The 26912-nt window shown below is 64.5% G+C and carries 28 protein-coding genes; 4 read left to right on the top strand and 24 right to left on the bottom strand.

The genetic code is table 11. The annotated features are described in order from the left end of the window. Positions 1–159 precede the first annotated feature (159 nt). Positions 160–1296: a Fic family protein gene (locus AC4FWB_RS19350; RefSeq protein ID WP_491027858.1), complete on the top strand. Its 1137-nt coding sequence runs from the start codon at positions 160–162 to the stop codon at positions 1294–1296. A 182-nt stretch (positions 1297–1478) separates the two neighbouring features. Here AC4FWB_RS19350 and AC4FWB_RS19345 read toward each other — a convergent pair whose 3' ends face one another. Beyond that, positions 1479–1715: a DUF2961 domain-containing protein gene (locus AC4FWB_RS19345; protein ID WP_491027857.1), complete on the bottom strand. Its 237-nt coding sequence runs from the start codon at positions 1713–1715 to the stop codon at positions 1479–1481. Between the two features lie 35 nt (positions 1716–1750). On the opposite strand from AC4FWB_RS19345, the gene AC4FWB_RS19340 reads away from it, so the two are divergent. Further along, positions 1751–2041 carry a LysR substrate-binding domain-containing protein gene (locus AC4FWB_RS19340; RefSeq protein WP_491027856.1) on the top strand — a complete coding sequence of 97 codons (291 nt, stop codon included), beginning with the start codon at positions 1751–1753 and terminating at the stop codon, positions 2039–2041. 22 nt (positions 2042–2063) lie between these two features. Here AC4FWB_RS19340 and AC4FWB_RS19335 read toward each other — a convergent pair whose 3' ends face one another. Further along, positions 2064–2963: an alpha/beta fold hydrolase gene (locus tag AC4FWB_RS19335; RefSeq protein ID WP_491027898.1), complete on the bottom strand. Its 900-nt coding sequence runs from the start codon at positions 2961–2963 to the stop codon at positions 2064–2066. A gap of 113 nt (positions 2964–3076) precedes the next feature. On the opposite strand from AC4FWB_RS19335, the gene AC4FWB_RS19330 reads away from it, so the two are divergent. Next, positions 3077–3670 carry a TetR/AcrR family transcriptional regulator gene (locus AC4FWB_RS19330; RefSeq protein WP_491027855.1) on the top strand — a complete coding sequence of 198 codons (594 nt, stop codon included), beginning with the start codon at positions 3077–3079 and terminating at the stop codon, positions 3668–3670. 184 nt (positions 3671–3854) lie between these two features. On the opposite strand, the gene AC4FWB_RS19325 is transcribed toward AC4FWB_RS19330, so the two are convergent. From AC4FWB_RS19325 to AC4FWB_RS19255, 15 genes are all read right to left on the bottom strand, one after another. After that, complete coding sequence (locus AC4FWB_RS19325; RefSeq protein WP_491027854.1) at positions 3855–4394, bottom strand: NADH-quinone oxidoreductase subunit B family protein; 540 nt, start codon at positions 4392–4394, stop codon at positions 3855–3857. 70 nt (positions 4395–4464) lie between these two features. Then, entirely contained in the window at positions 4465–5985 is a 1521-nt protein-coding gene (locus AC4FWB_RS19320; RefSeq protein WP_491027897.1) for a hydrogenase large subunit, read from the bottom strand. 19 nt (positions 5986–6004) lie between these two features. Then, on the bottom strand, positions 6005–7456 hold the full coding sequence (locus tag AC4FWB_RS19315) for a hydrogenase 4 subunit F (protein WP_491027853.1): 1452 nt from the start codon (positions 7454–7456) through the stop codon (positions 6005–6007). Then, the gene (locus AC4FWB_RS19310) at positions 7453–8115 is read right to left on the bottom strand and encodes a hypothetical protein (RefSeq protein WP_059186827.1); all 663 of its coding nucleotides are present in this window, start codon (positions 8113–8115) and stop codon (positions 7453–7455) included. Before AC4FWB_RS19310 ends, AC4FWB_RS19315 begins: the two co-directional genes overlap by 4 nt. Beyond that, positions 8115–9071 carry a respiratory chain complex I subunit 1 family protein gene (locus AC4FWB_RS19305; RefSeq protein ID WP_491027852.1) on the bottom strand — a complete coding sequence of 319 codons (957 nt, stop codon included), beginning with the start codon at positions 9069–9071 and terminating at the stop codon, positions 8115–8117. Before AC4FWB_RS19305 ends, AC4FWB_RS19310 begins: the two co-directional genes overlap by 1 nt. Then, positions 9062–11077 carry a hydrogenase 4 subunit B gene (gene hyfB / locus AC4FWB_RS19300; RefSeq protein WP_491027896.1) on the bottom strand — a complete coding sequence of 672 codons (2016 nt, stop codon included), beginning with the start codon at positions 11075–11077 and terminating at the stop codon, positions 9062–9064. Before hyfB ends, AC4FWB_RS19305 begins: the two co-directional genes overlap by 10 nt. After that, the gene (locus AC4FWB_RS19295; RefSeq protein WP_491027851.1) at positions 11077–11382 is read right to left on the bottom strand and encodes a helix-turn-helix domain-containing protein; all 306 of its coding nucleotides are present in this window, start codon (positions 11380–11382) and stop codon (positions 11077–11079) included. The genes hyfB and AC4FWB_RS19295 overlap by 1 nt, the downstream gene beginning before the upstream one ends. 294 nt (positions 11383–11676) lie before the next feature. After that, positions 11677–12312, bottom strand: coding sequence for a Pr6Pr family membrane protein (locus AC4FWB_RS19290; RefSeq protein WP_491027850.1), 636 nt, complete (start codon positions 12310–12312; stop codon positions 11677–11679). 128 nt (positions 12313–12440) lie between these two features. Further along, positions 12441–13337 (bottom strand): sigma-70 family RNA polymerase sigma factor, encoded by an 897-nt coding sequence (locus AC4FWB_RS19285; protein ID WP_491027849.1) that lies wholly within the window; start codon positions 13335–13337, stop codon positions 12441–12443. A gap of 48 nt (positions 13338–13385) precedes the next feature. Beyond that, a complete protein-coding gene (locus tag AC4FWB_RS19280) occupies positions 13386–13706 on the bottom strand; it encodes a hypothetical protein (protein ID WP_491027848.1) in 321 nt (106 codons plus the stop codon). Between the two features lie 277 nt (positions 13707–13983). Beyond that, positions 13984–15639, bottom strand: a complete 1656-nt coding sequence (locus AC4FWB_RS19275) for an FAD-binding dehydrogenase (RefSeq protein ID WP_491027847.1) — start codon at positions 15637–15639, stop codon at positions 13984–13986. A 38-nt stretch (positions 15640–15677) separates the two neighbouring features. Next, the gene (locus AC4FWB_RS19270) at positions 15678–16664 is read right to left on the bottom strand and encodes a Gfo/Idh/MocA family protein (protein ID WP_491027846.1); all 987 of its coding nucleotides are present in this window, start codon (positions 16662–16664) and stop codon (positions 15678–15680) included. 276 nt (positions 16665–16940) lie between these two features. Further along, complete coding sequence (locus AC4FWB_RS19265) at positions 16941–17516, bottom strand: YceI family protein (protein WP_491027845.1); 576 nt, start codon at positions 17514–17516, stop codon at positions 16941–16943. A 67-nt stretch (positions 17517–17583) separates the two neighbouring features. After that, the gene (locus AC4FWB_RS19260; protein ID WP_491027844.1) at positions 17584–18156 is read right to left on the bottom strand and encodes a cytochrome b; all 573 of its coding nucleotides are present in this window, start codon (positions 18154–18156) and stop codon (positions 17584–17586) included. A gap of 170 nt (positions 18157–18326) precedes the next feature. Next, on the bottom strand, positions 18327–19217 hold the full coding sequence (locus tag AC4FWB_RS19255) for a LysR family transcriptional regulator (protein ID WP_491027843.1): 891 nt from the start codon (positions 19215–19217) through the stop codon (positions 18327–18329). A gap of 96 nt (positions 19218–19313) precedes the next feature. Between AC4FWB_RS19255 and AC4FWB_RS19250 the strand changes: the two genes are divergently transcribed. After that, on the top strand, positions 19314–20309 hold the full coding sequence (locus AC4FWB_RS19250; protein ID WP_491027842.1) for an aldo/keto reductase: 996 nt from the start codon (positions 19314–19316) through the stop codon (positions 20307–20309). A 98-nt stretch (positions 20310–20407) separates the two neighbouring features. On the opposite strand, the gene AC4FWB_RS19245 is transcribed toward AC4FWB_RS19250, so the two are convergent. From AC4FWB_RS19245 to AC4FWB_RS19215, 7 genes are all read right to left on the bottom strand, one after another. Beyond that, a complete protein-coding gene (locus tag AC4FWB_RS19245; RefSeq protein ID WP_491027841.1) occupies positions 20408–21010 on the bottom strand; it encodes a nucleotidyltransferase family protein in 603 nt (200 codons plus the stop codon). Positions 21011–21125: 115 nt separating this feature from the next. Then, positions 21126–23534: a phenylalanine--tRNA ligase subunit beta gene (gene pheT, locus AC4FWB_RS19240; RefSeq protein ID WP_491027840.1), complete on the bottom strand. Its 2409-nt coding sequence runs from the start codon at positions 23532–23534 to the stop codon at positions 21126–21128. Next, on the bottom strand, positions 23531–23968 hold the full coding sequence (locus tag AC4FWB_RS19235; protein WP_491027839.1) for a GFA family protein: 438 nt from the start codon (positions 23966–23968) through the stop codon (positions 23531–23533). Before AC4FWB_RS19235 ends, pheT begins: the two co-directional genes overlap by 4 nt. Further along, complete coding sequence (pheS, locus tag AC4FWB_RS19230) at positions 23965–25062, bottom strand: phenylalanine--tRNA ligase subunit alpha (protein ID WP_491027838.1); 1098 nt, start codon at positions 25060–25062, stop codon at positions 23965–23967. Before pheS ends, AC4FWB_RS19235 begins: the two co-directional genes overlap by 4 nt. A 139-nt stretch (positions 25063–25201) precedes the next feature. Continuing rightward, the gene (gene rplT, locus AC4FWB_RS19225) at positions 25202–25603 is read right to left on the bottom strand and encodes a 50S ribosomal protein L20 (RefSeq protein ID WP_040968947.1); all 402 of its coding nucleotides are present in this window, start codon (positions 25601–25603) and stop codon (positions 25202–25204) included. Between the two features lie 37 nt (positions 25604–25640). Beyond that, entirely contained in the window at positions 25641–25844 is a 204-nt protein-coding gene (gene rpmI, locus AC4FWB_RS19220; protein ID WP_027166935.1) for a 50S ribosomal protein L35, read from the bottom strand. 218 nt (positions 25845–26062) lie between these two features. Beyond that, entirely contained in the window at positions 26063–26710 is a 648-nt protein-coding gene (locus AC4FWB_RS19215; RefSeq protein WP_491027837.1) for a methyltransferase family protein, read from the bottom strand. Between the last annotated feature and the right edge of the window lie 202 nt (positions 26711–26912).

Here is a 26912-nt window from a genome sequence, read left to right as displayed (position 1 = left end):
GGCCGAAATCGCGAAGGGCTTCGCCCTGAGCGGACAAAGGCGCGGTCTCCGAGCTCCAGCGACCCGAAGCAACAATGCGATGAACCCCCTTGATAATCTCCGCATCCTCTGCGGCGATTATCCTCTGCTTTTGCGGTGAATAAGACGCATAATCTCCGCATGAGACGCGGAGATTATGCGGTTAAGTACGTTCACCAATTGTCCGGATGGCCGGCATTCGCTTGGAAGCCCGAAAAGCTCTCCCGGCAGCTCGCGGCCGTTCGTCATCGCCAGGGCCGACTCTTCGGCCGGATGCAGGCTTTGGGCTTCCGCTTGCGCCAGGAAGCCATCCTCAGAACGCTGACCGAAGACATTCTCAAATCCAGCGAGATCGAAGGTGAGATCCTTGATCGCGAACAGGTCAGGTCATCGATCGCACGCCGCCTTGGCATCGAGGCAGGAGCGGTCTTGCCCGCGGATCGCCATGTCGAAGGCGTCGTCGAGATGATGCTCGACGCCGCGCAGAAATTTGCGGAACCATTGACCGACGAACGTCTGTTCGGCTGGCACGCGGCGCTGTTTCCGACCGGCCGTAGCGGCATGACGCGCATCGTCGTGGGCGCGTGGCGCGACGACAAATCGGGGCCGATGCAGGTTATCTCCGGTCCATTCGGCAAGCAGCGTGTCCACTACGAAGCGCCAGCCGCCGACCGCCTCGGTCAGGAGATGAGCATCTTCCTCGATTGGTTCAATGATGGCGACGACATCGATCCCGTCCTCAAGGCGGGCCTCGCTCATTTCTGGTTCGTCACCATCCATCCTTTCGATGACGGCAACGGCCGTATCGCGCGAGCCATCGCCGACATGGCATTGGCCCGATCCGAGGATAGCCCGCAGCGTTTCTACAGCATGTCGGCGCAAATCCGCTTCGATCGCAAGGGCTACTACGACATCCTGGAAAGAACACAGAAAGCCCCGGACCTCGATATCACGCCGTGGCTGGAATGGTTTCTGAATTGCCTCGACCGCGCCATAGAGGGCGCGGAACAAACCCTTGCCGACGTGCTCTTCAAAGCCGAGTTCTGGAAGCGGCATGCCGGCGAGACATTCAACGGCCGCCAGCGCGACATGATCAATCGTCTCCTTGACGAGTTCGAAGGAAAGCTCACGTCCTCGAAATACGCGATCATGGAAAAATGCTCACCGGATACCGCGCTGCGCGACATCACGGATTTGGTTGAGCGCGGGATTTTGCAGCGGGACCCCGCCGGGGGCCGAAGCACGAGTTACCATTTCAGGGATCATGAGACACACTGATTGCGGCCCCAGGCGATCGGCCGGGCTCTATCTCGCAAAGCTTCGCGGCAAGCTCCGGGTTCGACATCGGATTGGCTTTGATGCGGCGTTCAGTCGCTTCGATTTGCGGGGCCTGCACCAAATGAAAACCGGGCATTGATGCCAGCTTCTGCCCACTTGCGCAGGGGCAAGTTGGATGCGTCCTAGCCCTCCGCGTCGCGGCTAAAACCGGGGATGCGCGCGGCGACCGGCGGCAGCGGCGCGAACGGCTTGTGCGGCTCGGCCTGGTACCAGAAGGCGACCGACGAGATGTCGTCGGCGCGCCGGTTGGCGTGGCCGTGCTCGATGCTCACGCGGATGCGTTCGCGGAAGATCACCGGGTCCTCGATATGCCAGCGAAAGAGCGTGCCGCCGATCTGTTGCGTGATCCGTTGATCCATTTTGACTGGATGAACCGGGATCCGGACGCTCCCACATGGCGCGGATGGCTGGCGATGGCCCGTTCGATCGATCCGGACCTGATCGCGACAAGGCCTGGGATTTGAGCTTCCGCGAGGAGCTGCACGCGATCGATGCGGTTGCCGCCGGGCAAGGCATTGCGATCTTGAGTGACGTCGTGGTCGGCCGCGAACTGGGAAACGGCTCGCTCGTCAAGGCGCATCCGTTGTCCCTGCCGGGCCACAGCTTCTATGTCGTCTGGACGCACCACAGTTCGCGATCCGCGGTGATAGAGTCCTTCCTGGCGTGGATGAGAACCGCCGCATGAGACCGTCGAAGCTTGCCGGGCGTCAGCTATGTTCCAGAAAATCCCGCACTGCGCTGATTGTCGGCTCTGGGGCCTCTTCCATCAACCAGTGCCCGGAATCGGGGATGACAACTTCGGTGACATTGGCGGCGGCATTGCGCATGACGACCGCCTCCGTCTGTCCAAATGACTTCGCGCCGCCGATGGCAAGAACAGGCATCGGCAATTTCTTGGCCAAGGCAGCCTGGTTGTCGACAGCATCCTGGCGGATCGATCGGAACTGGGCGAAGGCAGCGCGCATTGCCCCGGGCCTTGCATAAAGTTTCGCATAGTGCTGGCGGGTCGCTTCATCGAATTTCGCCGGCGTGCCCGCGAATTCGTTCCAGAATCTGTCAAGATAGATGCGTTCGCGGCCTAGCACGAGGCGCTCCATGTCGGGACCGCCGAAATCGAAATGCCAGAGCCTCGGATCGCGCACGATATCGTTCCAAGGCGGAATGCCCGGCACCGGTGCATCCATGACGACCAGCTTGTCTGTCTTTTCAGGATAGCGAGCTGCGTAGGCATAAGCGACCATCGTGCCGATATCATGCCCGATGATATCGGCTTTCCCGATGCCCAGATGATCGAGCAAAGCCTGGATGTCGGCGGCCTGGTTCCATTTTTCGTAGCCGCCCTCTGGGATCGAAGAAAGTCCCATGCCGCGCAGATCGGGAACGATGACGGTATGATTTCTCGAAAGGTCGACAGCCAGCGGCCCCCACATGTCGCCAGTATCACCAAATCCGTGGATCAGCACCACGGCTGGCCCGGATCCACCGATGCGCGCAAAGATTTCGGCGCCGTTCGCGGCCACCATTTCGGTGTGGAAGCCCGAAAAAATGCCGGCTTCCGCATGAGCGGTCATTGGCACGCCTATTGCCAGGAACAACGAGAGCGCCATCACTCTTCCTAGCATTTTTCCCTCCACTATCTCGATCCGCAGATGCTGAAATCTAGAATGATCGTTCTACATTAAGCAAGCACTATTATGGGAAGGCTGAGTCGGAGGTTGAGATGGGAGCAGGAAGACCACGAGAGTTCGACATCGACCAGGCGCTCGACCGGGCCGTCCAGCTGTTCTGGCGCCACGGCTACGAGGGGACTTCAATTGCCGACCTTACCGACGCGCTCGGCATCACCCGCGCAAGTCTATACGCCGCGTTCGGCAGCAAGGAGGCTTTGTTCCAGCGCGCCATGGATCGTTATGAGAGCCGGGCCGGCGCCTACAGGCGCGCGGCGCAGCAAGCCACGGCCCTTGAGGAGGTAGTTCGGCTGCTGATGACCGGACCAGTCGAGCTGCACGGAGACCGGCGCAATCCGCAAGGTTGTTTGGGCGTCCAAGGGGCATTGTCAGTCAGCCCGTCATCGCAGGCGGTTAGAGGCGATTTGGCCACTCGGCGTCGCCGCGGGGAGCTCGGCATACTAAATCGACTGCAGCGCGCACAGGATGAGGGCGAGTTACAGGCCGGCGCGCAACCCGCGGACCTCGCCCGATACCTTTCCGCGTTGATATACGGAATGGCGATATTGTCGGCCGACGGAGCGAACAAAAAGGAATTGGAAGCTGTCGCGGAAATCGCCCTTCGGGCGTGGTCGAAAGTTCAATAGGCGATGGCGATTTGTATGAACCCGTAGCAGCACAGCAGACACCCCGCAGCGCACGGTCCATACGTACCGGCCCATCCGCTCAGACTGAATTCAAATCGTGAGTTTGTTGTGCAACATGCGGAAGTGAGGGTGCTGCGCCTGGTCGTCGATCAGTGAGCTACGACACGGCGGCGGCCTCTCGTGGTCAGCCCTTGGAAGCGCCGGCCTTCCCCTTCGTTCCGTCGAGCAGCGCGATCAATCCCTTGAGGATCTCGACCGGCCGCGGCGGGCAGCCCGGGATATGAAGGTCGACGGGCAGCACGTCGGCCACGCCACCGACAACCGCATAACTACCGGCGAAGCAACCGCCGTCCTTTGCGCAGTCGCCCAGCGCCACCACCCATTTCGGGTTGGGCGTCGCGTCAAAGGTCCGCTTCAGTGCCTCGCGCATGTTTTTGGTGACCGGCCCGGTGACTAAAAGCACATCGGCATGGCGGGGCGAGGCGACGAAGCGGAAGCCGAAGCGCTCGATGTCGTAGAAAGCGTTGTTGAGCGCGTGCATCTCGAGTTCGCAGCCATTGCAGGAACCGGCGTCGACTGCGCGGATCGACAGGCTTCGGCCGAGCCGCTTGCGGGCAACGCCGTCGAGGGCGCGCGCCAGCTCGTCGACCGCTGCGTCGCTGACTTGCGGCGGACGCTCGGTCAAGGGCGGGCGGATCAGGCTTTCGAAGAGGAGCTTTCGCATGGCGTTGGACGTCTATTGTTTGACCATGATCTTTTCCGAAAACCGGCTTCCACTTTTCGGGATCATGGTTCTAGAGATCGTGGCCGGAATAGGAGCAATTGAACGACTTGTTGCAGAGCGGGAAGTCGGCGACGATGTTGCCTTCGATCGCCGCTTCCAAGAGCGGCCATTGGAACCATGAGGGGTCGCGCAGGTGGCAGCGCTCGATCAAGCCGTCCTCGCCGATGCGCAACCAGATCAGTATGTCGCCGCGAAAACCTTCGACCAGCGCCATGCCCTCGCGCGGCCCATCTGCATCGTCCGCTGCGGCGACCTCGGCGCGGATCGGGCCGGCGGGCAGCCGCCCGAGAATCTGCTCGACGAGCGACAGACTCTGCTCGACCTCCCGCACGCGGATCCAGACGCGCGCGTTGACGTCGCCCTCCTGCAGCACCGGCACATCGAAGGCGAGTTGGTCGTAAGGCGCGTAGCCGGGCGTGCGCCGCGCATCGAAATCGCGACCGGAGGCGCGGCCGACATAACCGCCGGCGGCATATTGCCGGGCAAGCTCGACCTTGACCCGGCCGGTCGCCACCGTGCGGTCCTGCAGCGAAGCGGTGTTGTCGTAGAGTTCGACCAGATGCGGGAAGCGCTGCCTGATCTCCGCGACCAGCGATCGGATGGCATTTGCCCCCGCCTCGTCCAGATCGCTTGCCGTGCCGCCGGGCACGATGCGATCGCGCATCAGCCGGTGGCCGAAGGCCGCATCGGCGGCGCGCAGCACGCGTTCGCGCAGCACGCCGCAATGCGCGTGCATCAGCGCGAAGGCGGCGTCGTTACATATGGCGCCGATGTCGCCGAGGTGATTGGCCAGGCGCTCCAGCTCGGCCATCAGCGCCCGCAGCCAGACCGCACGCTGCGGTGGCGTGATGCCGAGCGCCGTCTCCACCGCGCGGGCAAAGGCCAGCGAATAGGCGACCGTACTGTCGCCGGAGGTCCGGCCCGCAAGCCTTGTCGCGCGATCGACCGGCGCGCCCTGCATCAAGCCTTCGATACCCTTGTGCACATAGCCCAGCCGCTCTTCCAGCCGCACCACCGTTTCGCCGCTTGCCGTGAAGCGGAAATGCCCAGGCTCGATGATGCCGGCATGCACAGGCCCGACCGCGATCTGGTGGAGGCTTTCGCCTTCCGTCGCGAGGAAGCGGTAGGAGGAGGGGGCCGCCGGCCCGCCGGGCCGCGCCGCTAGCGGATGCAAGACGCCCCATTGGCCATGGTCGAGCCAGCGTCGGGTGTCAGGCAGGCCTTGCGGCGCCAACCCGAAGAGATCCGCTGCGGCGCGCTCCAGCCGCAGCGCCGGCGGATGGTGCTGGCCAACCGACGGGTAGCGGCCGCCGCGGCAGTCCAGGCTGATCACGCCAATGTTCAGCGCCTCGTCGAGAAGCGCCATGTGCACGCTTTCCGGCTCGCCCCACAGGCCGAGCAGGTTCCAGCGGCCGGCGGCGAGCTGTTCGACGGCAAGGCTCCAGGCCTTCGCGGCCACCACGGCGCGCCGCCAGGGAGCGTGATGCTCGACCGGGCGGCCGGTCTCGATGAGATCTGCGAGCGCGGGCATGCTTTTCTTGCTCATGGCCTCACCCCAGGATGCCGGCGACATGCTGGAACCACGCGACCAGCGGCGCCGGCAGATAGATGCCCGCGGCAAACACCAAAGCGAGATGCGAGTACATCGGCACATAGGATGCCTCGACCGGCGCCGTGCCGCCGCGCGGCTCGCCGAAGGCGAGGCCGGTCAGCCGCAGCAACAGCGCGCCGAAGGCGATTAGCAGTCCGAACACCAGCGGGATCGCCAGCCACGGATGCCTGGCGAAGGTCGAGCTGACGACCAGGAATTCGCTCATGAAGATGCCGAGCGGCGGCAGGCCGGCTATTGCCACGACGCCGATGACGAGCGCCCAGCCAAGCCCGGGGTGGCTTTCGGTCAGCCCCCTGATCTCGGAGATCTTCTGCGTGCCCTTGACCTGTGCGATATGGCCGACGGCGAAGAAGATCGCCGACTTGGTCAGGCTGTGCATGACCATGTGCAGCAGGCCGGCGAAGTTGGCGAGCGGGCCGCCCATGCCGAAGGCGAAGACGATGATGCCCATATGCTCGATCGAGGAATAGGCGAACAGGCGTTTGATGTCGCGGCGGCGGTAGAGCATGAAGGCCGCGAAGATCAGCGAGGTCAGCCCCATCGTGACCATCAGCGGTCCTGGGCCGATCGCCTCCGGGCTGGCGGCGAGCAAGAGCTTGAAGCGCAGCACGGCGTAGAGCGCGACGTTGAGCAGAAGGCCCGACAGCACCGCCGAGATCGGCGTCGGGCCCTCGGCATGCGCGTCGGGCAGCCAGGCATGCAGCGGCGCGAGCCCCACCTTGGTTCCGTAGCCGAGCAGCAGGAAGATGAAGGCGACGCTGAGCAGGGCCGGGTCGAAATGCGCCGCCTTTTCGATCAGCACCGACCAGACCATCGCATTGGTGCCCTCGCCGACGACCGGTTGTGCCGCCATGTAGACGAGGATCGTGCCGAACAAAGCGAGCGCGATGCCGACGCTTCCCAAGATGAAATATTTCCAGGCCGCCTCAAGCGCCTCATGCGTGCGGTAGATGCCGACCATCAGCACGGTGGTCAGCGTGGCAAGCTCCACCGCGACCCACATCAGGCCGATATTGTTCGACACGAACGCCAGGTTCATGCCGAACATCATGATCTGGTACATCGCGTGGTAGAAACGGAGGTTCGGCGCGGTCAGCCGGCCGGTCTCCAGCTCATGCGCGATATAGGACGCGCTGAATACGCTGGTGGTGAAGCCGACGAATGTGTTGAGCACGATGAAGACGATGTTGAGGTCGTCGACGATGAGATATTGCCCGGGCTCCGGCCTTTCGGTGACGAACAGCGACAGCGCGGCGAGCAAGGTGAGGAGGCTCGCTATCACGTTCACGATCGCCGTCATCTTGTAGTTCGGCATCGCCGCCAGAATTGCGGCGGCGCCTGCGGGCACCAGCAGGATCGCGGCGACGGCATCGAAGGAAAATCCGGTCACCGGCGCTCTCCCCGGTAGTCGTCGAGCGCGCCGACATCGACCGAATCGAACCGCTCCCGGATGCGGAACAGGAAGACGCCGATGACGATGAAGGCGATCAGGATCGAGAAGGCGACGCTGATCTCGACAACCAGCGGCATGCCCTTGGCGCCGGTGGCGGCCAGCACCAGGCCGTTTTCCAGCGACATGAAGCCGACGACCTGGCTGACGGCGTTGCGCCTTGTGACCATCACCAGCAGACCCAGCAATATGATCGACAGCGCGAAGGCGAGATCCTCGCGGGCGAGCGGGTCGGCCTCGGGCGTTACCCTCAGCATCAGCACCATGGAGAGCGTCACCAGCCCGATGCCCGCGAGCATGGTCGGGCCGATGCCGACGGCGGTCTCGATGTCGCGGTGGATGCCGAGGCGCTGGATGATGCGATGCAGCCCGACTGGAATGACGATCGCCTTGAAGACCAGCGCTATTGCCGCGGTGATATAGAGATGATGCGCGTCCTGGATATAGGCCTGCCAGGCCACCGAGAGCGCAAGCACGACCGCGTGCAGGGCAAAGACGTTGATCAGCGCGAACAGGCGGTCCTGGTAGAGCATCATGAAGGAGACCAGCACCAGGCTGCCGGCGAGCAGATGGGCGATGTCGAAGGTGAGACCGTTCATCACAGGCTCCGCGAGACGAACAGCAGGAGCGTGCCGAGCAGCGCCAGCATCAGCGCAGCACCCAGGAAATCCGGCACGCGGAAGACACGCATCTTGGCGACCGCCGTCTCGAACACGGCAAGCAGGATGGCAAGCACGGCAAGCTTGATCAGATAAGCGACGGCCCCGATGGCCAGCGCTTTCGGCCCGGCTCCGGCATGCGCCAGTCCCCAGGGCAGGAAGACGCAGGAGATCAGCGACACATAGAGCACGAGCTTGAGGAAGGTGGCGAGCTCGATCATCGCCAGATGACGGCCGGAATATTCCAGGATCATCGCCTCATGCACCATGGTGAGCTCCAGATGCGTGGCAGGATTGTCGACCGGTATGCGCGCGTTCTCGGCGATCGCCACCATCACCAGGGCGATCAGCGACATGCCGAGCGACACCCGCAGTCCGACCTCCGGCGAGCTCATGAAGGCGGCCACCGTCGAAAGCTGCGTGGCGCCGGCGACCAGCGCCAGGCTGAACACGATGAGCAGCATCGCGGGTTCGGCCAGCGAGGCGATCATCACCTCGCGGCTGGCGCCGATGCCGCCGAAACTGGTGCCGACATCCATTCCGGCCAGCGCCTGGAAGAAGCGCGCGCTGCCGAGCAACGCCACGATGACGATGAGATCGGCGGCCCAACTGAACTGAAGGCCGGCGGCGAATGTCGGAACGAGCGCCGCCGCAACCCAGGTGGCGGCAAAGATCAGGTAGGGCGTCACCCGGAACAGCCAGGACGCATTGTCCGCCAGCACGACCTCCTTGCGCATCAGCCTGATGAGATCGCGATAGGGCTGGATCAGCGAAGGTCCCTGCCTTCTCACCAGCCTCGCCTTCACCTTGCGCACGAAGCCGATCAGCAGCGGCGCCAGCGCAAGCACCAAAAACATCTGCGCGCCCTGCACGGCCAGCTCGAAAATCACGGCCATAGCGCAAGCACCAGAAGCAGGATGACGAGGTAGAGGAAGACTAGCGTCAGGTAGCGGCGGATGGTCAGGAACTGCAGGTGATTCAGCCGCTCGGTGGCGAAATCGATCGCACCGGAGATCGGCTGGTAGAACGTCTCCCAGGCCACATCGTGGAAATCCACTTTGAAGCGCGCCGGTTCGAGCGAACCCGGCGCCGGCATTTCCACCGTCTCGCGGGCGCGGAAGGCGAAGCTGCCGAAGACCCGGCGGATGGGCTGCGCGAAGCTGACGGCGGTGTATTGCGCGGCGGGTACGGCATCGGGGAAGCCGCATCCCCATGCGATGCCACGGCGCAGCGCGTGCGAGGCGAAGCGGTGAATGAAGAAGGCCGCAAGTGAGGCCGAGATGGTGATGAAGACGAACACCAGCAGGCCGTTGTAGGAGCTGCGGCTCTCGGCGATCGGCACGATCGACAGCCAGGGCTGTGCCGTCTGCACCGGCATGCGGCCGCCGATCAGCGAAAGCGCGACCTGCGACAGGCCGTCGATCACGAAGCCAGGCAGGATGCCGGCGAGCAGGCAGAAGACGGCAAGCACGGCCATCGCCGCCAGCGACCAGCGGTCGACCTCATGTGCTTGTTCCACCACCGCCGATCGCGCCCGGCCAAGGAAAGTGATGCCGAACGCCTTGACGAAGCAGGCCGCGGCCAACGCCGCCGCCAGCGCCAGCATGCCGCCCACGGCCGGCACGATGACCTTCAGTCCCCATTGCGGCAGCTCGGGGCTCTGCAATATGGCCTGGAAGACCAGCCATTCGGAGGCGAAGCCGTTGAACGGCGGCAGCGCCGAGATCGAGACGCAGCCGACGAGGAAGACGAAGCTGGTCACCGGCAGGCGATGGATGAGGCCGCCCAGTTTTTCCATGTCGCGCTCGCCGGTCGCCGACAGCACGGCGCCGGCGCCGAAAAACAGCAGGCTCTTGAAGAAGGAATGGTTGAGCACGTGGAACAGCGCCGCGGTGAAGGCCAGCGCCGCGGCCGACGGCATGGCGTTCGCCTTGAAGGCCAGCGCAAGGCCGAGACTGGCAAAGATGACGCCGATGTTCTCGATGGTCGAGTAGGCAAGCAGCCGTTTGAGGTCCTTTTCCATCAGCGCATGGAGGATGCCCAGAACCGCCGTCGCGCCGCCGATGAGAAGCACCGCGACGCCCGACCACCATGCCGGTGTGCCCAGCAGGTCGAACGCCACGCGGATGAAGCCGTAGATGGCGACCTTGGTCATGATGCCGCTCATCAGCGCCGAGACGTGGCTCGGCGCCGCCGGATGGGCAAGCGGTAGCCAGGCGTGCAGCGGCACGAGGCCCGCCTTGGAGCCGGCACCGAGCAGCATGAGGGCGAGCACCGCCCCGGCGGCGAGCGGGCCGGGTTCTGCCGCCCGCATGGCGTCGAACGCATAGGTTCCCGCCGGCCCCGCCAGCAGGCCGAAGGCAAGCAGCAGCGCCAGCGTGCCGAAGCTTGCCATCACCAGATAGATGTAGCCGGCCCGCCTGTTTTCCTCATCGCGGTGGTGCGCCATGACCAGCGCCCAGGAGGCGAGCGACATGAATTCCCACGACAGCAGGAAGCTGAAGGCGTCGTTGGCGAGCACGACGAGGTTCATGCCGGCGAGGAAGGCCGGGTAGAACGGCAGCACGCGATGCGGCGCGGATTCGTGCTTGCCGTAGCCAAGGCCGTAGAGGCTGGTGACGGCGCCGCCCAAATTGACGACGACGAGGAAGAACGCCGACAGACCGTCGAGACGGAATCGGGCGCCGGTCCACGGCAGCCCGAGCGGCAAGGCGATGGCAGACACCTCGCCGGGATTGCCTGCGAGGTGGCCTGAGACGATGACGAGCAAGGCGGTGGAAATCGCGAGCGCCGCGCCATAGACGAAGCGCGTCGCCGAGGCGCGCCGGCTGACGGCCCCGGCCAGGATGGCTGTTGCCAGAAGCGCCGTAGGACCGCACAACAGAAGAGCTACGGTCGAAATCACGGCAGGCTCCCGCCGAGCCCGGCGTCGCCGGCATCGGGCGCCCTGGCCGGATCGAGGTCGGCCTTCAGCCGCACGCCGCGTCCGCCGCCCTGGCTGACCGCGCCTTCGCCGATCAATTCGATGCCGGCGACCTCGAGCGCTGCGATCAGCTTCATCAGCGAATCGACGTTGCCCCGAATGATAGAGCCGCTGGCTTCCATGCGCTGGATCGTCGGCACCGACAGGCCGGACAATTCGGCAAGCCGGCGCTGGTCGATGCCGAGCAGCGACCTGGCGGCGCGCAATTGCGGTGCGGTTATCACCGGCGACTCTCTCGATCAGTTCTGAGATATGAGGTCTTGGTGATTCAGCATACATAGAAAGGTTCTATCGTCAATGATTGATGTTTCAGACATCGACATTGATGGTAATGCTTTGGCGGGTTTTCGGGCTCCTTGCAGCGGGTTCATCATGGAGGCCAGTCTCTCAGCAGAGGCCAAGTGGCGAGGCGGCGCCTCAACACTGCGCCTATCAGGCTTCGTGGTCTGCCTCTGGTACTGTCCAAGTCGAATCTGAAGACGCTGGCACCGCCGATCGGGCGCCGCTTCGAGAGAAGCTCAGGATCGTATCCTTGTACCGAGCAGCCGATCGAGCCAGACCAGCACCTCTCCCGCCGCTACGAAGGCAAGAGCGATCAAGGCGCTGTTGGTAAGGGTCTGCGCCCAGCCGATCCGGGCGACGTCGATGAACGGATAGGGGTAGCGTCCCTCCGCCGCGCCGCGAACCAGGGCATAGGCGAGATAAAAGAGCGGATAGAGCGCCCAGGCAAATGGCGCCCGCCAGGTCAGCGTGCCCTTGCGGACAAAGGCCAGCCAGAAAACGATCGTCAGCGCCGGCGTTACCCGATGAAGCAGGATGTTGGCGAGCTGCGAGCCGCCGGTCAGTTCCTTCAGGCCTTGCAGCAGGAGGCCGTAGACGACGCCGACGAGCAGGATGTTGAGCAAGGTTGCGCCCAGCAGCCACGGCGTGGCGAACCGCGCGTTCATCGCGACGCTGGTGAACACGATTGCCACCAGCAGGTTGGTCGTGATCGTGAAATAGCCAGCCAGGGCCCAAAGCGCGGCGGGCCAAGACGCCGGCCCGTCGGCGAGCGCGTGAAAATGCACGGCGATGCCGGCCCAGGCCGCCAGCGCGATAAACGCAGCGAGGACCCGTGCCGAGATGCCGTGCGTTTCGAGACCAGCCTGCGTCACGACCTCGTGTCCGTTCTGCTCACGCCCTGCCCGACGCGGATTTATAGACATGTCGGCGGCGGGGGGAAACTCGGCTCGGGCCGGAGAAGGAAGGCGGAATCCAGCGAAGCTATCTTAGCGCAATCCCGTCATGCCCGCTCGCCAGAGACCAAGCGGATGTCCGCCTCCGCGGCACAATAAGGCGCGTGGCGGAAATCGCGGATGCGGACGACCTCGTCGCCGCGCCAGTCGATCAGCACGAAGCCGCGCACCGCATTGTCCGCCCGCGGGTTGCAGATCAGGATCGCCGGCCGGCCATCGACGAAGCCGAGCGACAGCGCCCAGTCGCTCATGCGGTCGTAATTGCCGAAATAGGTCGAGGCTTCCTTCTTGCCGTTGAGGCGTGTGCGGTTGACGACGTCGACTTGGATGTCCTCGGCGATCAGCGCCCTGACCCCGTCGAAATCGCGGGCGTTGAACAGGTCGACGTAGCGGCGCAGCCGGCGCTCTTCTTCCGGATCGAGCTTCGGCAGCGCCACGTCATCCGGCGCCGCGGCCAGCGCCTTCAATTCCGCCCGGCCGCGATGCAGCGCCGCCTTGGTGGCGGCAAGCGTGGCGCCCGTCACCTCGCAGGTTTCATGCAGGCTGAGGCCGAGCACGTCGACCAGAATCACCGCGCTGCGCTGCGCCAGCGTCAGCCGCATGAAGCTGCGCAGGCTCACCGTCGCCGCGAGCCGCGCCTCCGCACTGGTGGATAGGTCCTCTATTCCGGTCATGTCGGCCTCGGTGATGCGGGCGCGCTCGCGCTGGCGGCGGCGTAGATGATCCTGCGCCGCATTGTGGGCGATGCGGAACAGCCACTGCTCGGGACGCTCGACAGTGGCGCCGCCATCATGCGCAGCAAGCGCCTTCACCACCGCCTCTTGCACGATGTCCTCGCCCTCGATCGTCGAGCCGGCCATGCGCGCGGCATAGCGGTGCAATTTCGGCCGCAGGCCGACGAGCATGGCTTCAAGCGCCGCGCGGTCGAATTTCGCTATGCTCATCGTCCTCGGTCTCGCATCGCCGGCTCGCTGGACCTTTACAACGCCCGGTCAGGCGGGCACGGCCTCGTCGGCGTTCGCCAGCATACGATAGTTGCCGATGATCTTCGCCGGCGACCTGGTAAGCGGCGTCGCGCGCCGCTCGGCGTGATCGGCACCGAAAGCCTTGAAGGCAGCGAGCTCCGTCAGCGCCGAACTGTCTTTTTCATAACCGACAATGTGCACGACTTCGCCGTTATCGAGTTCGAGCACGAGATAGCGCAGGGATTGCGGCTTGGTTTCATCCAGCGCCTCGAACACCTTCGCCACCAGCGCCCGGTTCTCGGCGATGCTGGCGTCCTTCACGCCGTAGCGGATGAGGTTGTAGTTCATGGGTGGTCTCCTGTTGCGAGTCTGCAGAGGAAAGACGTTCCGTGAGGTCGAAAGGATTCTCGCCGGCGCAAAAATCTCCCCCCTTGAGGGGGAGATGTCGCCGAAGGCGACAGAGGGGTCGCTGCGCATAGAACGCCGACGTTTTCCGCGACGACAGATCGCGTTGGCGATCTACGTGAGGCGACCCCCTCTGGCCTGCCCGTCCTCCGCAGCAGCTGCGCTGCAGCTGCGGAGGGTGGACCGGCCATCTCCCTCTCAAGGGGGAGATTAACCCAGCTCAGCCGACCGCCTTGGCCGCCGCCCGTCCTGCGCTGCGCCCCGAAAAGATGCAGCCGCCGAGGAAGGTGCCTTCCAGCGCCGCGTAGCCATGCACGCCGCCGCCGCCGAAGCCAGCCACCTCGCCGACCGCATAAAGCCCCGGCACCGGCTGGCCATCGGCATCGAGCACGCGGCTGTCGAGATCGGTCTCCAGGCCGCCCAGCGTCTTGCGGGTGAGCACGTTGAGGCGCACGGCAATCAGCGGGCCGTTCTGCGGGTCGAGCATCTTGTGCGGCCTGGCGGTGCGGATCAGCCTGTCGCCGAGATAGGCGCGGGCGCCGCGCAGCGCGGTGATTTGCGCATCCTTGGAGAACGGGTTGTCGAGCTGCATGTCGCGGGCGCGGATCTCACGCTCGACCTGGGCGACCTCGAGCAGCGGCTCGCCGCCGGCCAGCGCGTTCATGCGCGCCACCAGCTTCGAAAGGTCGGCCTCGACGATGAAATCCTCGCCCTTCTCCATGAAGGCCTTGACGGGGCCGGGAATGCCCGACGTGGCGCGACCCAGCACCTGCCGCCAGCTTTTTCCCGTGAGGTCCGGGTTCTGTTCCGAGCCCGACAGCGCGAACTCCTTCTGGATGATTTTTTTCGTCAGGATGAACCAGGAATAGTCATACCCGGTGCTCATGATGTGGCTGAGCGTGGCTAAAGTGTCGAAGCCGGGATAGAGCGGCACCGGCAGCCGTTTGCCGCGCGCGTCGAGCCAGAGCGAGGAGGGCCCGGGCAGGATGCGGATCGCATGCTCCGTCCAGATCGGCGCCCAGTTTTTTATGCCTTCGACATAGTGCCACATGCGGTCGCGGTTGATGACCCTGCCGCCTGCCGCTTCCGAGATCGCGAGCATGCGGCCGTCGACGTGATCCGGCACGCCGGTGATCATGCGCTTCGGCGGCGCGCCAAGCCTCTGCGGCCAGTTCCTGCTCACCAGCTCGTGATTGCCGCCGATGCCGCCGGACGCGACGATCACCGCTTGAGCGTGAAGTTCGAAATCGCCGACGACCTCGCGCGAGCTCTTGCGGCCGCGCTCGACGCTGCTCGGCTCCAGCACATCACCGCCCACGCCGGTGACGGTCTTACCGCTGCGTATGATTTCGTTGACCCGGTGGCGGAATTTGAACTGCACAAGCCCGCGCTTTTGCGCCTCGCGCACGCGCAGAACGAAGGGCTCCAGCACGCTAGGCCCAGTGCCCCAGGTGATGTGGAAGCGCGGCACCGAATTGCCGTGACCGCTGGCATTGCCGCCACCGCGCTCGGCCCAGCCGACAACGGGGAAGAATTTCAGCCCGCGCTCGATCAGCCAGGAGCGTTTTTCTCCGGCGGCGAAGCCGACATAGGCCTCCGCCCATTGGCGCGGCCAGAAATCTTCGGCGCGATCGAAGGCGGCGGTGCCCATCCAGTCCGCGAGCGCGAGGTCGTGCGAATCGCGGATGCGCATGCGCCGTTGCTCGGGCGAATCGACCAGGAAAAGCCCGCCGAACGACCAGAAAGCCTGACCACCAAGCGACTGTTCCGGCTCCTGGTCGACGATGATGATCTTTTTGCCGGCCTCGGCCAGCTCGGCGGCGGCGACGAGGCCGGCAAGCCCCGCGCCGACAATGATCACATCCGCGTCAGCCATATTTCCCTCCCCCCAAAAACGGCCGTTCGGCGACTATTTCAGACGGCTTCCCAGCCTTCTTTCTCGCCGGCGCGGAAGATGGCGTCGATGACCTTCTGATTGAGCACCGATTCCTCCAGCGTGAAGACGCGGTCCTTGCCGCCCTGAGCGGCGCGCGCGAAGGTCTCGACCTCCAGCCGGTATTGCTGCGTGCCGGGGAAGCAGAACACCTGCGCCTCGGTGTGGTTCTGGTTGTGCAGTTCGATGCGGTGGTGGTCGTAGAGCCCGGCATTGAACGGTGAAAACACCTCGATGAAACCCTTCTCGCCGTGGAAGACCATCACCTGCCGCGCCGCCATCTGCGTCGAGAGGTAGAAGGACAGCTCGAAGTCGCCGAAATCGGCGCGGATCGAGGAATAGATGTCGGTGCCGAAGGTCTTGTCGCGCTCGATCGTCGCCTGCACGCGCAGCGGCTCCTTGCCGGTCGAAAAGCGCGTCGACACGGTCGGATAGACGCCGATGTCCGGCAGCGCGCCGCCGCCGAGATCGAGCTGGTTGCGCATGTTCTTGGGGTCGACATTGTAGTAGGAGAACGCGCCCTGCACGTGGCGCAGCCGGCCGATGGCGCCGCTGGCGATCAGGTCGCGCACCTTGATCCATTGCGGGTGGTAGGTGACCATGAAGGCCTCGCAGACGAGCACCTTCTTCTCATCGCGCAGCTTGATCAGCGGCGGAATGTCCTTGGCGTCGAGCGCCAGCGGTTTTTCGACCAGCACATGTTTTCCCGCTTCGATCGCCTTCGCCGTCCACTCGACATGCTGCGAGGTGGGCAGCGGAATGTAGACGCCGTCGACCTCCTTGGAGGCAAGCAGCTCCTCATAGGAACCGAAAGCGTGTGGCGCACCGAAGCGGTCGGCAAGGGCGCGGGCCTTCGAAAGGTCGCGGCTGGCGATGGCCGACAGCACGCCGTTTTCCGAATCCACAATTGCCGGCAAAAGCTGCTCGCGGCCAATCTTGGCCGTCGACAGAACACCCCAACGGAACATTGTGCTTCTCCATGTCGGTTTTACAGGCGACGAGGTTTGCCCGAAATCGATGGAAAAGCCAATGAAAGAGACGCTCCTTTCCTCGCCCCACGAAGTGGGGAGAGGTGGCCCGGCGCAGCCGGGACGGAGAGGGGCCTTCGTAGAGAACCAGCCTGTCGAAGCTGCTTCAGAACCGCCAACTTTCAGACGGCTCTGCCGTCGCGAACGTCGTCCCCCGCTCCGTCCCGGCTGCGCCGGGCCACCTCTCCCCCGCTTTGCGGGGGCGAGGAAAGCCGCTCAGCCTCTCCTCCCCATCAGCGTCATGTCGAAGTCGACCACATTGGAATAGAGCGGCGTGCCGACATCCATGCCGTAGCGGGATCTGAGCACCTTGCCGGTGACGTGGAACTTGATCGCGCCGGACTTCAGCCCGTCGAGCTCGGCGGTGAATTTTTCCGAAAACGTCTTGCCACGCGCGGTCAGCCTCCCGGTCACCAGCGCAGTCGTGTCGCCGGTGCGGGTCACGCTGGTCGAGCGGAACTGGATCTCCGGATTGTTGGCGCTGTCGAACACCGCGTCGGAGCGCAGGAAGGAATCTATGCGGCCCTGGCCGGTGCCGACGCTTTCCGGATAGATGGTGAGATCGACTTTCGAGCGGCCGACATCATGATTGTCGATGCGGATCGTGCCCTTGAAGCGGCCGAAGGCGCCATCGAAACCGCCGCCGCCGGCCTTGCCGATGGTGAAGCGGATGCTGGAGCCCGACGGGCTGATCGTGTAGCTGCCGGCGGCGTCGCTGAGAGCGACCGCCGCGTAAACAGGCATGGCAATGCAAGCGGCCAATGCCGCCAATCCGAGGATGCGCGCATGCATGGAAATCTGTCCTATCCTGAGCCAGCGCATTGCTGTCTTCTCGTCACCAACGAACGAGCGGCCTGCCCTATTCCCGGGCTGACGAAGGCGTGATTATGCGCTTCAGCACAGCGTCGCGCAGCAGGAAATGATGGCGAAGTGCCGCCGCGATATGCAGCGCGACCAGCGCGATGCCGGCATAGGCGAGATACCAGTGCGCCGCCGTCCAGAAACTCTCCGCGGCATCGGATTCGGCAAGCGGCAGGTCGGGCATGACGAACTGGTTGAACGGCATCGTCGGGATTTCCAGCGTCGAGACCGAAACCAGCGCCCAGCCGGACAAAGGCAGGGCGATCTGGAAGGCGTAGAGCGCGAAATGCGCAATCGGCGCCGCCTTTCGCTCTAATTTTCCGACCGAAGGCGGCAGGGCCGGCGGCGCATTGCCGAGCCGCCAGGCGATGCGCAGGATGATCAGCCCCAGCAGCAGAAAGCCGAAGGATTTGTGCAACTGGATCAGCTCGAAGGACGTTCGCTGGCTTTCGATCCGCATCATGACGAAGCCGAGCACGAACTGGCCGATGAAGATGATGCCGATCAGCCAGTGGAGGACGATCATGGCCCAGCCGTAGCGGGTGGTGGTGTTGGTGATGGATGACTGCATGGCGGAAGAACGCTGATGGGTCCGGATTTCTTCCGCAGTGTGCCCTACTCTCCCCCTTGTGGGGAGGGTCGATCCGCGTAGCGGATCGGGGTGGGGTCTTCGTAGGCCCCGCCCCGTCTTGCAATCTCCGCTTTCGAGCCGACCCTCCCCACATGAGGGAGGGTCGGCGCCTACCCACTCACCCTGAAGAAATCGACAAAAGCCCTGAGCGCCGGGCGCATCTGGCGGCGGCTCGGATAGTAGACGAAGAAGCCGTCGAAGGACGGGCACCAGTCCTCCAGCACGCGGATCAGCCGGCCGTCGGCGAGCGGCGCCCGCACATAGGGCTCGAAGACGAAGGCGAGGCCTGCGCCGTCGACCGCCGCCTGGGCGATCAGATGGTCTTCGTCGAGGATCAGCGGTCCCTCGACCGCCATCTCGATTTCCTCGCCGTCCTTCTCGAATTCCCAGCGATAGAGGATGCCGCTGGAGAAGCGGAAGCGGATGCAGCGGTGATCGGCCAGATGGCGCGGATGGCGCGGCTTGGGGTTCGTTTCGAAATAGGCCGGCGCGGCGACGACGGCGCCGCGAAGGTTGGGCCCGATCCGCACCGCGATCATGTCGCGCTGCAGGCTTTCGCCAAGCCTGACACCGGCGTCGAACCCACCTTCGACCACGTCGGTGAAGCGGTCCTCGATGACGATCTCCAGCACGATGTCGGGATAGGCAGCGGTGAAGGCGCCGAGCCGTGGCGTCAGCACCAGATGCGCTGCGGTGCGCGGCACGCTGAGCCTGAGATTGCCGGCCGGCCGGTCGCGCGCCTCCACCGCCGTCTCCAGCGCCAGGTCGATCTCGGACAATGCCGGCCGCAGCCGTTCCAAGAGCTGCGCGCCTTCCTCGGTCGGGGCGACGCTGCGCGTGCTGCGCGCCAGGAGCCGCACGCCAAGCCGGGCCTCGAGGCTCGACACGGCATGGCTGACCGCCGACGGCGCGATGCCGAGCTCGCGCGCGGCGCCTCGAAAGCTGGCGCATTGGGCGACGGTGGCGAGCACGGCTAGTTGCGAGAGGTTCGTTCGGTTCATTGTTCTATTTTATAGAGCATGCCGTGCAAAAGAGACAGAATTATCGAACGTATTGCGAGACGCTATCCCTCCCTCATCGCAACAAGGAGACGCGTGATGCAAACCCGCAAACTTGGAACTGAACTCGAAGTCTTCCCGGTCGGCCTCGGCTGCATGGGCATGAGCTTCGGCTATGGCGGTCAGCCGGAGGCCGAAGCTATCGCCACGCTGCGCCGCGCCGTCGAGATCGGCGTCACCTTCTTCGACACGGCCGAGGTCTACGGTCCCTATGAGAACGAGATCCTGCTCGGCAAGGCGCTGAAGCCTGTCCGCGACAAGGTGACGATCGCCACCAAATTCGGCTTCAAGATCGCCGAGGAAGGCTCAGGCACCGAGCGCATGATCGGCGTCGACAGCCGCCCCGAGCATGTCAAGGCGGTGGCCGAAGCCTCGCTCAAGCGGCTCGATACCGATGTGATCGACCTCTACTACCAGCACCGCGTCGATCCCAACGTGCCGATCGAGGACACGGTCGGCGCCATGGCCGAACTGGTGCGCGAGGGCAAGGTGCGGGCGCTCGGCCTCTCGGAGGTAAGCGGCGCGACGCTGCGCCGGGCGCATGCCGTGCATCCGATCGCCGCCGTGCAGAGCGAATATTCGCTGTGGAGCCGCGACCCCGAGGACGAGGTTTTTGCCGTCTGCCGCGAACTCGGCATCGGTTTCGTGCCCTACAGCCCGCTCGGCCGCGGCCTGTTGACCGGCACGATCGCCAAGCCCGACGTGCTTGGCGCAGGCGACTGGCGGCTCGGCCTGCCGCGCTTCCAGGCCGAAGCCATGGAAGCCAACAACGCGGTCATCGCGGTGCTGGAAAAGCTGGCGGCGGAAAAGGGCGTGACGCCGGCGCAGATGGCGCTCGCCTGGGTGCTGCACCAGGGCGATTTCATCGTGCCGATCCCCGGCGCGCGCAAGATCCGCCACCTGGAGCAGAACACGGCGGCGACCGGGATCGAGCTGAGCGCCACCGAGGTTGCCGCAATTGGTGAGGCGCTGTCACCCGACAAGGTGGTCGGCAAGCGCTATACGGAGGAGCTGCTGGCGCTGGTGAATGGGTGACGTTCCAGCATCCGATTGCTGTGAGACGCTGGCGGGACACGCCCCCCTCTGTCCTGCCGACATAAGGCTCTTTACCTCCGCTGTACCCCTGAAACTGCCTACCAAGGCACCACGCTAATCTCCGGCCAGTTCTCCCTCGCCCGTCTGCCCTTCGCCTCATGCGTCCGCTGATTGTCCAGCACCCGGTTTGGCGTAATCCGGAATGAAAAAAGGTCATCGAGCCCGAACGGCGCCACCAACTCCAGCGCCCCATCCCAACCGTAGCGCACCCCCACAGCATGCGTCTTCGAAGCAAAGTAACTGATCGACTCACTCGCGCTCGCATAGCGCGGACACTCCTGCCCGAACTTGGCCGGATACCACAGATGCACCCGCGCCTGGTTGCGCACTTCGACCGGCAACGGCAGGCCGCGGAAATGCTCAGCCGCCCGGCGGATCACGCCATCCTCGGCCTCGTAGGAAAGGTCGGCGTCGTCGAAATAGAACAGGTCGACATCCTTGATGCCGTAGCCCGGCGGCTTGCCGGTCAGATGGTTCCAGACGCTGTTGTAGAGCGCGCCGGACACCATCAGCCAGTCCGGCAAGGCTAACGCGCGTACCCTTGCCAACGTCTCTGCCAGCAGCGGGTCGGCCGCGACGATGGCGAGGAAGGCCGCGCGCTGCTCTTCGAAGGGAAGGCCGGAATAGCGGAGATGGTCCATCGCCCTTTGGACGGCGATTCGCCATCGCTCCGCAATCCGCCAGAGCAATTCCAGGAAAAGCGCGTCGCGGTTTTCCGTGCGTAAGACAGATGCATAAGAGCGGCGTTGAGCCGCTCTATGTCCTGAGCACACCGCCCGTCTGCTTGTTGACGTTCTCGACGATGCGTTTTGCGAGCGCCTCGAAATCCTCGTCGGTCAGCGTCTTTTCGAGCGGCTGGATCGAGACTTCGATGGCTATCGACTTCTTGGCCGCGCCGAGCGCAGCGCCTTCGAAGACGTCGAACACCGACACGCCGGTGACCAGCTTCTTGTCGGCGGCTAAAGCTGCGCGCACAAGCATGCCGGCCTCGACCGTCCTGTCGACGACGAAGGCGAAATCGCGCTTCACCGCCTGGAAGGGCGAAAGCTCCAGCCTCGGCTTGGTGCGCGTCGGCTTGGCCTTCGGCTCCGGCACGGCATCGACATAGACCTCGAAGCCGCAGATCGGTCCGGCAACGTCGAGCGCTTCAAGCGTCTTCGGATGGAACTCGCCGAAGGTGCCGAGCACCGTCTTCGGTCCGAGCTTGATCGTGCCGGAGCGTCCGGGATGGTACCAGGCCGGACCGCCGGGCTCGATCTGCAGCCGGTCGACCGGCGCGCCGCAGGCCTCAAGTGCTGCGATCGCATCGGCCTTGGCGTCGAACACGCCGACCGGACCAGCATTGCCGGACCAGCTGCGGCCCGAGCCGTCGAGCTTGGTCGTGCCGCGGCGCACGCCGGCGGCGACGCGCCGCTGCTGGTCGGCAGCGTCGCCCTCATAGGTGCCGGAAACCTCGAACAGCGCGACATCGCCGATGCCTCGATCGGCATTGCGCTGCGCGGCAACGATCAGCCCCGGCAGCAGCGAGGGCCGCATGTCGGACATGTCGGCGGCGATCGGGTTGGCGAGCTTCAGCCCGTTCTGGCCGCCGCCGAAGAGCTCGGCGTGCTTTGCCGGAATGAACGACCAGGTGACGGCCTCCATCATGCCGCGCACGGCAAGAGCGCGCTTCGCCGCGCGGGTGCGGATCTGCAGCACGGTCAGGATCTTGCCGTTGACCGCATCGTGCGAGGTCAGCGGCTGCGGCGCGATATTGTCGACGCCGTGGATGCGCATCACTTCCTCGACGAGATCGGCCTTGCCGTCGACATCCGGCCGCCAGGACGGCACTTTCACCTCGACGACATCGCATGAGCTGTCCAGCTCGAATCCGAGGCGAGCCAGGATAGCGAGCGCTTCCTCTCTTGGCACCTCGATACCGGTCAGCCGCTTCACCTCCGAGAGTGGGAAGAAGATGATCTTCGGCTTGTGGCCGGCATAGCCCGCCACCTCGATTTCCGTCGGCGTGCCGCCGCAGAAATCGAGCACCAGCTTGGTCGCGAGCTCGACGCCCGGCACCATGAATTCGGGATCGACGCCGCGCTCGAAGCGGTAGCGCGCATCGCTGATGATACCGAGCGTGCGGCCGGTGCGGGCCGTCGTGATCGGGTCCCAGAGCGCCGATTCGATCAGCACGTCGGTGGTGTTCTCGTCGCAGCCCGAATGCTCGCCGCCCATGATGCCGGCGATCGATTCGACGCCGTCCTCGTCGGCGATTACGCACATTTCCGGCGTCAGCGTGTATTCGCGCCCGTCAAGCGCCAGCACCTTCTCGCCGACCCTGGCGCGGCGCACGGTGAGGTTGCCGGCGACCTTGTTGGCGTCGAAGACATGCAGCGGCCGGCCACGGTCGAAGGTGACGTAGTTGGTGATGTCGACCAGCGCGCTGATCGGCCGAAGCCCGATGGCGATCAGCCTCTGCTGCAGCCATTTCGGCGAGGGGCCGTTCTTCACGCCCCTCACCAGCGTCAGCGCGAAGCCGGGGCAGAGTTCCGGCGCCTCGATCTTGACCTTGACCGGGCACATCCCGTTGCCGGCATGCGGCATGATCGCGCCGCCGGTGAGCCGGCCGAGCCCGCTTGCCGCGAGGTCGCGCGCGATGCCGTAGACGCTGGTCGCATCGGGCCGGTTCGGCGTCAAATTGATCTCGATCACCGGATCGTCGAGATGCGCGTAGGCCGCGAAGCTGGCGCCGACCGGCGCATCCTCGGGCAGATCGATGATGCCGCTGTGCTCGTCGGAAAGTTCGAGCTCGCGCTCGGAGCACATCATGCCGTGGCTTTCGACGCCGCGGATCTTGCCGACAGAGAGCGTCACGTCGATGCCGGGAATATAGGTGCCGGGCGCAGCAAAAGCGCCGATCAGGCCGGCGCGGGCGTTCGGCGCGCCGCACACCACCTGCGCCGGCGGCTTGCCGTCGCCGGTGTCGACGGTGAGCACGCGCAGGCGATCGGCGTCGGGATGCTGCACGGCGGTCAGCACCCTGGCGATGACGAAGGGTTTTAGCCCAGCCTTGTCGTCGACATGTTCGACTTCGAGGCCGATCGCGGTCAGCCGCTCGACGATCTCGGCAAGCGGGGCGTCGGTCTCGAGATGATCCTTGAGCCAGGAGAGGGTGAATTTCATGACTGGGTTCCGTCCGGGTTAGACGATGATGGTCTTGGCACGCTGGTCCTCAGATGCCTCGGCAAGTCGTCCGGCATATGCAGGAAGGGAAGCTGCTCGCGCACATGGGCATGCAGTGTCGGCCTGAAATAGGCCGGCATGTCCATGGCGCCGAGCATGAAATAGATCTGGCCGGCCAGCCGCTCGTCGACATAGGCGATCGGCGAGCCGCAGACGCCGCAGAACGAGCGCGTCACCGGGCCGTTCTCGAATGTCTTCAGCGCCTTGCCCTCGAGCGCGATCTGGTCGGCCGTGAAGCCGACGAAGGCCGACACCGGCGCGCCGCTGGCGCGCCGGCAATCGCCGCAATGGCAATAGCTGATATGGTGCGGCTCGGCGGACGCCTCGAACCGCACCGCGCCGCAGCGGCAGCCGCCGGTATGCGGAGCCGTCATGTGGAGAGCCCCCCGAACAGCGTCGGCAGGTCGAGCGGCCTGAAACCGTAATGCGACAGCCAGCGCACGTCGGCGTCGAAGAAGGCGCGCAGGTCCGGCATGCCGTATTTCAGCATGGCGATGCGGTCGATGCCCATGCCCCAGGCAAAGCCCTGATATTCGTCGGGATCGAGCCCGCCATGACGCAGCACGTTGGGATGCACCATGCCGCAGCCCAGGATCTCCATCCAGTCGGTGCCTTCGCCGAAGCGCACTTCGCCTGGCCGCGAGCGGTCGCACTGGATATCGACCTCGAGGCTGGGCTCGGTGAACGGGAAGAAGGACGGCCGGAAGCGCATCTTCACGCTCGGCACCTCGAAGAAGGCCTTGCAGAACTCCTCCAGCACCCACTTCATGTTGGCGATGTTGGCGGTCTTGTCGATCACCAGCCCCTCGACCTGATGGAACATCGGCGAGTGCGTGGCGTCCGAATCCTGCCGGTAGGTCTTGCCGGGGATGACGATGCGGATCGGCGGCTTCTGCCGCTCCATGGTGCGGATCTGCACGGGCGAGGTGTGCGTGCGCAAAAGCTTGCGCTCGCCCTTCTCGTCCGGCTGGAAAAAGAAGGTGTCGTGCATCTCGCGCGCCGGATGTCCCTCCGGGAAGTTCAGCGCCGTGAAATTGTAATAGTCGGTTTCGATGTCCGGACCTTCGGCGATCGAGAAGCCGAGGTCGCCGAAGATCGCCGCGATCTCGTCGATCACCTGACTGATCGGATGGATGCGGCCGCGCTCGGCCGGCGACTGCCGCACCGGCAGCGTCACATCGACCTTTTCGGCCGCGAGCCGTGCCGCGATCGCCACGTCCTTCAGTTCCGCCTTGCGCGCTGTCAGCGCATCGGTGACCCGGTTCTTGAGCCCGTTGATCGCCGGGCCCTTCACCTGTCGCTCCTCGGCGCTCATCGCGCCCAGCGTCTTCAGCATTTCGGAGACCGAGCCCTTCTTGCCCAGCGCCGAGACGCGCACCGCCTCGATCGCCTGCTCGTCGGCCGCGGCCGCGATCTCCGCAAGCAGCGAGGTTTCAAGGGTTTCAAGATTTCCAGCGGTGGCGTTCACGGCGAAACTCTCTCGATGGGGTAACCAGCACCGTGCGGTGTGTTACCATTTTGGCTGCATCAGAAACGAAAAAACCCGCGCCAGCCCTGCCAGCGCGGGTTTCCCAAATCAAGTGTCGAAAAGCTTGGGAAGGCGCTGGTTAGGCTACAGCGCTCTCAAAAGCATTCGGCGTGGTGTTCTTCAGATATTCGAGCGCGACCTTGGCCTTGGCGACCAGCGCTGCGAAAGCCTGCGGCTCATGGATGGCCATGTCCGAAAGGACCTTGCGGTCGATCTCGATGCCGGCCTTGTTGAGGCCGTCGATGAAGCGGCCATAGGTCAGGCCGTGCTCGTGCACCGCCGCGTTGATGCGCTGGATCCACAGCGCGCGGAACGAGCGCTTGCGGTTCTTGCGGTCGCGATAGGCGTATTGCAGCGACTTCTCCACCGCCTGCTTGGCGATGCGGATGGTGTTCTTGCGGCGGCCGTAGAAACCCTTGGCGGCTTTCAGGACCTTCTTGTGCTTGGCGTGGGCGGTGACGCCTCTCTTTACGCGTGCCATGTCATGATCTCCTTAAAACGCTATCCAGCCGAGGGGTTTAGAGGCCGTTCGGCAGAAAATTCTTGATGACCTTCTTGCCGTCCGGTTCAGCCAGAACCATCGTGCCGCGGGCATCGCGAATGAACTTGTTGGAACGCTTGATCATGCCATGACGCTTGCCGGCGGCGGCCGACAGCACCTTGCCGGTGGCAGTAATCTTGAACCGCTTCTTGGCGGCCGATTTGGTCTTCATCTTGGGCATTTTGCTTCCTTTCATGGGGGCCCACAATCGGGCCATTGTTCGCTTCGGGCCGACCAAAGCCCGAAAAGCAAATGAAACCGCCACGGCATGCCCTGCCGGGCGGTTTTCCTTTTTTGTTCGGCGTATCGTGCCTATAGCCGATACGCGGAACGGCGGTCCTATAGATCAAACGGCGTCCGCGCGCAACACCTCAACCGATGCGACGCTCTGTCCCCAAATCAGGGCAACCGGAACCACACCGGCAGCATTCCCGACTGCTGGGCGCCGTCGATCAGCTCGAAGGCAGGCAGCGCCACCAGGAACACAAGCCCGTCGAGCAGCGTGTTCAACAGCAGGCGCGGCTTGAAGCTGCCGGTGTCGCCCTCGTCGTAGAGCGAGAGCTTGGGGAAGAAGCGCGGCACCCTAGCCAGATAGGCCTGGTAGGGCGCACCGAGGACTTCCTTGAGATATCGCTCCTCGCGCAGGATGACGATGTGGAAGGCGCCCGCGCAAAGAAGCGCGAACAGGATGATCCCACTGAACGAGCCGATCTGCGCGCCGACGCCGGCTGCGGCTATGGTCGAAAAGACATAAAGCGGATTGCGGGTGATCGAATAGGGTCCGCCGGTGACCACTTCGGAGGATTTGCGTCCGCCGATATAGAGCGTCGCCCACAGGCGCCCGACGATGCCGAGAAAGATCAGCAGTACGCCGAACATCTCGATCGACTCGTGGATCGGAGTATCCGGCGGAAAGCTCGACTGGCCGAACAGCAATGCCGCGAACAGCACCACGATCAGCACCGCCAGCACCAGCCTGCGCATCTGCTGGTAGCCGCCCAACCCGGCGGGCGGGTTGTCATTCGCGAATTTCACGTCATCGACCATGATTGCAGTCCGATCGTCGAGGGTTTGCCGGCGATCGGGTAGGCGCCCGCCGATCGTCGGGACGCCGTGCTCCGCAATTCAGGCGGATTTTGGAGCACGAAGCAGCGCCGGCCGGTCAATTCTCTTTCTCGAAACCGTGATCGGTGCGACGGATTGCGGCGGTCGCGACGGATGGCTCCTGGAGGGAAAGGAAGGCGCCCTG

This window comes from Mesorhizobium sp. LEGMi-168a, assembly GCF_058312955.1.
This window is presented reverse-complemented; position numbering and strand designations above follow the sequence as displayed.